The sequence below is a fragment of the Gemmatimonas sp. genome (assembly GCF_046594945.1).
GTDB lineage: Bacteria > Gemmatimonadota > Gemmatimonadetes > Gemmatimonadales > Gemmatimonadaceae > Gemmatimonas.
The window spans coordinates 1-8,249 of record NZ_JBKJRB010000137.1; the positions used below are offsets into that span (position 1 = coordinate 1).

Below are 8,249 nucleotides of genomic sequence, written 5' to 3' on the forward strand. Positions count from 1 at the left end.
GTCTTCGGTGAGCGCCGGCCCGTGCTTCCGCGCGAGCGACAGGACCCCGAGGATGCGGCGCGGCGCGAGCACGCCCTCGGTACGATGGATGTGGTCGCACACCGCGCCGATGGACGGTCCCGCTTTGCGCGCGACGTCGAGGAGCGCGAGCGTTTTGGTAGGCGTGCGCGAGGGGCGATCCGCATCGGCGACGCGATGATGGCCGCGCCGCGTGCGCAGATGTTCGCGCAGGAGGTGTCCCGAGCGCGGATCGAGCACGCGGACGTGCAGCTCGTTCCACGGCACGCTGACGCGCTGACTGATCCAGCCCGGCGGCACGCTGTAGTACGACGCCTCGACTTCGACGCAGCCATCGAGATGCACGGTGCGGGCGCCGTACCGATAGTAGCGAAAGGGCTCGAGCGGCAGCGGCTGCAAGTGCGGGCGCTCCTCGGCAAACATCGCGCTCACCTGACGCGTGGTGGTGCCGTGGATTCGCGTGTCGGCCCAGCGCGCGTCCCACTGATCGAGCGCGGCCTGGGCGGCCTCGAGGGTCTCGTAGCGTTGGCCCTTGAGTGGCGTCTTCTGCGTGTGGCCGATGCCCGACTCCACTTTGCCTTTGCGATCCGGATCGCGCACGCGACACGGCAGCGCGACGACGTCGTAGTGCGCGAGCACATCGCGGTACAGCGGGTTGATCGTCGGGTCGTAGACGTCGGGCTGCACCACGCCTTCGCGCAGGTTGTCGAGCACGATCACGCGCACGCTACCGCCCACGCGTCGAAACGCCTGTTCGTGCAGCTCGGCCCAGATCTGACTGCTGGATCGCCACGTGAGCAGCCGCACCGACTTCCGTGAGTAGCCGAGCGTCATCACGAACAGGCGCGTGCGTCGGTACTTCCCGCTGGTCGGATCGCGCACCATCGGCCCTTCGCCGTAGTCGACCTGCGCTTCCTCACCGGGGGCCGTCTCGATGATGCCCGACGGTTCGGGCGTGAACCCGCCGCGCACGCGCCGCACATAGCGCCGCACGCTCGCATACCGGCCCGCAACGCCGTGCTGGTCGACCAAGTCCTGCCAGATCGCCGTCGCGTTGCGGCCGCGACGGATCTGCTCGAGGATGAGCTCCCGATACGGCTCACACACGCTCGCCGTCGTGGCCGATGACGCCACGACGGGCGGGTCCACGACCGCGGCGGGCAGCACCGAGTCGGTGGACACCGCCGCCGTGGTGGCCGGATTTGGCGGCGGCCACTGCGCGGGTCGGCCCCCGCGCCCACGGACGGCGACGCCGGCGGCCTTGAGATAGCCACTGACCGTTTCACGGCGTATGCCGGTCGCCCCTTCGATGCGCCGGAGCGACCAGCCGAGTCGTCCTAACGCGATCACCTGCTGCTGTTTGGTCTCTTCCAAGACATTGCTCATGGCGTAAACCCCCACTGGGGGCCTTCCGCCGTCAACGCCTCAGCTCATCCGTCGTGGTGGCCGGTTTTCAGGTGTCGACTGGTGGCCGGTTTTGGGTGTCCACCGAGGTACTGGTGAACGCTCTCATTCATCGGGACTATTTCACCAGTGCGTCCATTCGCCTCATGGTGTTCGCGGATCGAGTGGAGATCATCAGCCCCGGGCACTTGCCCGACAGCTTGAGCATCGAGTCCATTCGTCACGGGAAGACCAACCGCCGGAACCCTACCCTTACCGACCATGCGGTGCAGCAGTTGCCATACCGCGGTATGGGGAGCGGCATTCCCCGCGCGCTGGAGGCGTGGCCGCAGGTAGAGTTTGACGACGATGTGCGGGGGAACCAGTTCAGGGCCGTGGTGCGTCGGCCATTGGCTCCGGCCTCAGTAACTTTTGGGGTTACCACGCAAGGCACCCTGCAAGTCACCCCCCCAGTCGCCCCCTCAGTCGCTGCCTTGATCCGCCTCTTGGGCGCAGAAGGATCGCTCGGGAACGCTGAGATGCGCGAGCGCCTGCAGCTCAAGGATCGCGCAGACCTGAGGGACCGCTATGTCCGGCCCAGCTTGGACGGAGGATGGATAAAGATGACCATCCCAGAGAAGCCGAGCAGTCGGCTGCAGAAGTACCAACTTACAGCGGCGGGACAAGAGTTGCTTAAGCAGCTGAACCTATCGTCGGGCCTCTCCTGATACCGAATCCCAATGACCCCTGAGTCCCGCTCCGAGCGCGCCACGCAGGACCGCGTGATCGCCCTGTTCCGCGACACGCTTGGTTACGAAGACCTCGGCAACTGGGAAACGCGCACAGGCAATCGCCACATCGAACCGGCGCTCCTGCGCGCGAATCTCGAGCGCCGCGGCTACGGTGCCGCGCACATCAGCGCTGCGCTGCTCGAGCTGGAAAAGGCGGCCGAAGTGGCCGGTACTACGCTGTACCAGGCGAACCTTCGCACCTACAGCCTTCTGCGATACGGCGCCAAGGTGCAGGTGGCCGCCGGTGCGCCGCACGACACGGTGCACTTCGTAGAGTGGGACGACCCCGCGCTGAACGACTTTGCCATTGCTGAGGAGGTGACGCTCACCGGTGGCCACGAACGTCGCCCTGACCTCGTGCTGTACATCAATGGTATCGCCATGGCCGTGCTGGAGCTCAAGCGCAGCTCGGTGGAGGTGGCCCACGGCATTCGGCAGCTGATCACGAATCAGGAATCCATTTTCAACGAGCGGTTCTTCACCACCGCGCAGTTGCTGCTCGCCGGGAATGACACGCAGGGATTGCACTACGGCACCGTGGGTACGCCCGAACAGTTCTTTGTGCAGTGGAAGCGCGGCGAACCCGCAACGACGGGCATAGCACCGACCCCGGGTGAACTGCTCGACAGCCCTCTGGCGGAGCTCTGCGACAAGACGCGCATGCTCGACCTCATTCGCCACTTCGTGATCTTCGATGCGGGCCGCAAGAAGGTCCCGCGCCAGCATCAGTACCTCGGCGTGAAGGCGGCGCAGACGCGCATGACCCAGCGCGAAGGGGGTGTGATCTGGCACACGCAGGGCAGTGGCAAGAGCATCCTCATGGTGCTGTTGGCCAAGTGGCTGCTAGAGCACGACCCGAGCGCGCGGGTGCTCGTGGTCACCGACCGTGATGAACTGGACAAGCAGATCACGGGCGTGATGAAGAACGCGGGTGTGGTCAGCGAAGACCAGAAGGACGTGCGGGTGACCACGCGCGCGCAGCTCGTACGCCAGTTGGCCGCTACCGGGCCGCGGGTGATGTGCGCGTTGCTGCACAAGTTCAATCCGACCGACTTGGAGGGGCCGCCCCCGCCGCGGCACGGCACGTTCTATGTGTTCGTGGATGAGTGTCATCGTACGCAAGGTGGGGCGCTCAACAAGCAGATGAAGCGGTGGCTCGAGGGGGCCATTTTCATCGGCTTCACCGGCACGCCGCTGTTGCGCACGGATAAGCCGCTCACGCGCGACGTCTTCGGCACGTACATCCACACGTACAAGTTCCACGAAGCGGTATCCGACAAGGTGGTGCTCGACTTCCGGTACGAGGCGCGACACGTTCCGCAACGCCTCACGCAGGGCGAGAAGGTCGACGAGTGGTTCGAGAAGAAGACCGCTCCCCTCAACAACTACCAGAAGTCTCTGCTGAAGAAGCGTTGGGCGAACATGCAGGAGCTCCTGAGCTCGAAGGAGCGAAAGGATCGGGTCATCGCCAGCATCATCGAGGACTTCGCGCTCAAGCCCCGACTCAACGCGGACCGCGGCACTGCGATTCTCGTCGCGGCGTCCATTCGCGACGCCTGTCATTACGTCCGCCTGTTTCAGCACACCAACTTCGGCAAGTACGTTGGCATCGTCACGTCGTACGAACCCAATCACAACGCCATCTCGCGCGAGCCCGCTGACAGCGACGAGCGATACAAGTTCGACACCTACACAAAGCACGTGCTCTCGGCCGGACAGACAACGGGGCAGTACGAAGCCGAAATCAAGCGGCGCTTCGTCGAGGAGCCGGCCAACACCAAGCTGCTCATCGTGGTGAGCAAGCTGCTCACCGGGTTTGATGCGCCGAGCTGTACGTACATCTACTTCGACCACGAGCTGCGCGACCACAACCTGTTCCAAGCCATTTGCCGCACAAATCGACTCGACGGTGACGACAAGCCGTTCGGGCAGATCGTGGATCTCAAGCAGCTGTTCGGCGAGGTACAGGGGGCGATCTCGCTCTACAGTTCCGATGTGCTCGACGTGGACGAGGCGACCGGCGACGATGGCAATGTGCCTGTTCGCGATTGGCGTGAGGAGGGCCGCCGTCAGCTGGAGAACACGCGTGAAGTCGTGATGCGCCTGTGCGAGCCGGTCCCTGCGCCGCGAGAGGTGGAGCAGTACCTGCACTATTTCTGCGGGGAGGCGAGCGACCCCGAGGCGCTGGACGCCACGGAGCCGCTGCGAATTTCCTACTACAAGGCCACGGCCGCGTTCGCCCGCGCCTACGCCGAGGTGGCGACCGACATGGCCGCTCTCGGCTACGACACGGCGAAGGCCGCCGCCATCAAACTTGAGGTGCAGGTCCACGCCGACATTCGCGACGCGATCAAGAAGTATTCGGGCGAAGAGCTGGACATCAAGCCGTACGAAGCCGACATGCGCAACCTGCTCGACATGTACGTGCTGGCAGATCCAGCCGTGGTGATCGGGGCGGCCGGAACGCAGTCGCTGGTGGAGATGATCGTCGACACGGGCATCAACGACGTAATCGCGCGACAGATCAACCCATCTGGAAAGCTGTCGAAGCGGGCCATCGCGGAGACGATCATCAACAACGTGCGGAAGGTCATCATTCGCGATCAGCTGACGGATCCGCGCTTCTACGAGCGCATGTCGACGCTGCTGGACGACCTCATCGAGCAGAGTCGGAAGGGTGCGGAAGCGTACGAAGAGTTCTTGCGAAAGGCGGAGGAACTGGCACGCCAGCTGGCGGCTCGCAGCAGCACGAACGGCGTGCCGGCGGTGCTGCACGGCAACCATGAGGCAACGGTGTTGTTCAACAACCTGCCTACGGTGCCGGCCACCACGTTTCTGTACCCGACCCCTGAAGAGGCGCTGGCGGCGTTTGCCCTCAAGCTGGACCGCACCGTGCGGGAGCAGGCGCCAGCCGGGTGGCGAGGCGATCACGCGCGCGAGTCGAAGGTGAAGAACGCGTTGTATCCGCTGCTCAACCGGGATGGCAAGGCCACGACCGCAGTGTTCGAGATTGTGAAGAACCAGCCGGGCTACTGATGGTGTCGCCGTGGTGACGGTTCTCGAGCTTGGCGATGTATCCGTGGAAGTCACGCGCAAGGACGTGAAGCACGTACATCTGGCCGTGCATCCACCCGACGGACGGGTGACCCTAGTAGCGCCCGCGGGCACCCGCCTGGATGTTGCGCGCGCCTACGCCGTGACCAAGCTGCCGTGGATTCGCGATCAGCGCGCCAAACTGCGCGCACAGGCGCGAGAGGCCCCGCGGCGGTACGTGACGCGTGAAAGCCATTGGTTGTGGGGCCGGCGGTACCTGCTCGTGGTGGCGGAGCGCGACGGAAAGGCCGGCGTGACGCTCGACCATCGTCGTATCACGCTGACGGTGCGCCCTGGGAGTAACGCCGAGCGCCGGCACGCGGTGATGCACGCGTGGTACCTGCAGGTGCTTCACGACGCCGTACCCGATCTGATCGCCAAGTGGGAGCGTACGCTTGGTGTGACGGTGTCGCGCTACTTCTTGCAGCGCATGAAGACGCGCTGGGGCGGGTGCAACCACGCGGCGCGAACGATTCGGTTGAACACGGAGCTGGTGAAGAAGCCGAAGGATCTGTTGGAGTACGTGATCGTGCACGAGATGGTGCACTTGATCGAGCCGACGCATGGGCCGCGGTTCGTGGCGCTGCTGGAACAGTACTATCCGGCGTGGCGCGAGGCGCGGGCGGAGTTGAAGGAGCTGCCGTTGTAACGGATACGAGCTGTGAAGCACGTTGCCAAGTAGTTTAGCAACTACCAGAGAATCCTATCTCGCGTACCGCGACGCGAACCGGTATGGGCCAGCGCGCGGGGCCTCTGGCCGATGTACTTCCGATACCATTCGAGGCGCTGGGAATGACTTTACTTTGCGGCACGGGCCATTCCATAGTCCACTCCCGAGCGCTTGAATCTGTTGGATTTCCGACTTCGTAAGCTGTCGTTCGGAAGACCGAAGGACGTTGGTCGGCGACGCCGTTGAATCCACTACGGCTGTTTCGTCGGAAGCCAGAGTGACGGCATCTATGCGCGCCCCTTCGAGCCCATCGAGGCTCGGACGCGCTGCGACAATGATTGTCAGAACCGAATCCGAAACTGTCTCGGTCGCCCGAATGTACGCGGTCCGAAGAATGCCGGTGGGGCCGAATACGAAGATGAATTGGCGCTCATTGCGCGTCTTCGTTGCCGGTGGAGCTTCGTGAACTTCAACGCCTTCAATTAACGCAAGTAACGAATCCGCGCTGAATTCTTGACGATAGCTACAAAGAAGGGGTGCGGAGAACGCCGCGATAGGATCATGCGGAGAAGCGGGCGGCGCCAACTGTGCCCAAAGCGCGTTCGGGGCAAGCAAGCACAGCCCTCTCGCTCGCCGCAGCAGTGCTTCGGCTACACGCTTCATAAATCTCCACGATGGTCGAGCAGTGTGGCAGCGAAGGAGTTGCCCGCGGCAGCGCGCGCTCGAAGTGAACGGTTGACAAGCAGCGCTACCACCAACGAGACGCAAACGCCGACAAGCGACAGTCCCACCACGCGCATGCTGATAATGTCGTGGAAGTCCGCAGAGTAGGTCGTGTCAACGCTGGGGTTCGACTGCGAAATCGCGATGAACGCGCTCCCCATTAATAGAGAGACAACTATGCTTAGCGCAGGGATTGCAGGCGCAAGAAGGATTCCAGCCACTACGGCCAACCCAGTACAACGCATACCCAAGGTGAGCGGAACGGGAAAGTACGCAAGCCATATGGTCGTCACTAGACACAAGACTATAATCCTTCGAGGCGCCTGTCCGTCGAAGCCGGCTGGTCGTTTGGCTTCGCGAAGTATCGAAGGTGGAAGCTTGAACATCGTTAAGCCTAAAGATATAGGTAAGTACTTGTCTCAAGCAGGCCGCCGCCTACCACGAGCTCGCGGAAACCGACGGCCAACTGGATAGTCCGAACAAGTACGCCGAGATCAGGTCATCTGATATTCGCAGACAGTCGCGACAAAGGTGTAGGATTGCCCATCAGGGAACGTCAGGGTCCAGTTCTCTGGGTGACAAACAAGGTGGAACCGAGGATCGCCTCCACCGTTCCATCCGCGAATCAAGTTCCCCGTCGTAAGGGTTCGAGAACCGCAGTTGAAAGAGTTCCACTGAAACGCAAGCACGCTTAGGCGAACTCGGTTAACCCTATCGTCGGCCAAAATCATTCCGATCGTAGTCACTGGCGCGGCGACAGGGCCGAGAACCTTGCTGGTGATTCCATCAACAACCTGCATCACCGTTGCCAGTGAGACGACAGACGCTATGCCTAGTGTAGTGCGTCTAACGCTTCTTTACATTTGGCGATCTTCGCCAGGATCTTCTCCACCGAGGCGGTCCAGACGAAGATGTGTGGGTTCTGGTTCGATTGCAGAATGTAGTCCTCGATGGTCGCGATGAGATCGGGCACGCTGTCGAACGAATCGCGCCGAATGCGCTTGTCGGTGAGATCGCGAAACCAGCGCTCCACGAGATTGAGCCACGAGCTCGAGGTTGGCGTGAAGTGCAGGTGCATGCGCGGATGCCGTTTCAGCCAGCGTTTGACGGCGGCATGCGTGTGGGTGCCGTAGTTGTCGACGATGAGGTGCAGCACGAGGTCGGCTGGCGTTTCGTCGTCAATCTTCTTGAGAAAGCGGATAAACTCCTGATGCCGATGGCGCGGCATGCAGTCGCCGATCACTTTGCCATCCAGCATGCTCAGCGCGGCAAACAACGTCGTGGTCCCGTTGCGTTTGTAGTCGTGCGTCATCGTCCCGCACCGTCCTTTCTTGAGCGGCAGGCCCGGTTGTGTCCGATCCAGCGCTTGAATCTGCGACGTCTCGTCGACACACAACACCAAGGCTTTATCCGGCGGATTGATGTACAACCCGACGATGTCCACCAACTTCTCAACGAACGCCTTGTCCCGGCTCAACTTGAACGTCTTCGTCAAGTGCGGCTTCAGTTGGTGACGCTGCCAGATGCGCCGGACCGTCGCTTCACTGAGGCCTTGGGCCTGCGCCATCGTG

The 8,249-nt window shown here is 62.7% G+C and carries 5 protein-coding genes; 3 read left to right on the forward strand and 2 right to left on the reverse strand.

All coding sequences use genetic code 11. The features are described from left to right. Window positions 1-1,404 (reverse strand): IS21 family transposase (gene istA, locus ACLL97_RS16330; protein WP_411281544.1); only part of this gene is annotated, 1,404 nt, incomplete at its 3' end. Window positions 1,405-1,457: 53 nt separating this feature from the next. Between istA and ACLL97_RS16335 the strand changes: the two genes are divergently transcribed. Genes ACLL97_RS16335 through ACLL97_RS16345 form a run of 3 tightly spaced genes read left to right on the forward strand, consistent with a single transcriptional unit; the run spans window position 1,458 to window position 5,934 of the window. Further along, window positions 1,458-2,129, forward strand: a complete 672-nt coding sequence (locus ACLL97_RS16335; RefSeq protein WP_411281545.1) for a Fic family protein — start codon at window positions 1,458-1,460, stop codon at window positions 2,127-2,129. A 12-nt stretch (window positions 2,130-2,141) separates the two neighbouring features. Further along, a complete protein-coding gene (locus ACLL97_RS16340) occupies window positions 2,142-5,228 on the forward strand; it encodes a type I restriction endonuclease subunit R (RefSeq protein WP_411281546.1) in 3,087 nt (1,028 codons plus the stop codon). Between the two features lie 10 nt (window positions 5,229-5,238). Beyond that, window positions 5,239-5,934: a M48 family metallopeptidase gene (locus ACLL97_RS16345; protein ID WP_411281547.1), complete on the forward strand. Its 696-nt coding sequence runs from the start codon at window positions 5,239-5,241 to the stop codon at window positions 5,932-5,934. A gap of 1,576 nt (window positions 5,935-7,510) precedes the next feature. Here the strand turns inward: ACLL97_RS16345 and ACLL97_RS16350 are convergent. Next, window positions 7,511-8,249 (reverse strand): IS630 family transposase (locus tag ACLL97_RS16350; RefSeq protein ID WP_411281548.1); only part of this gene is annotated, 739 nt, incomplete at its 5' end.

Coding starts and splice junctions, on each gene's coding strand:
- ACLL97_RS16340 (WP_411281546.1), top strand. CDS start 2,142: ATGACCCCTGAGTCCCGCTCCGAGCGCGCCACGCAGGACCGCGTGATC.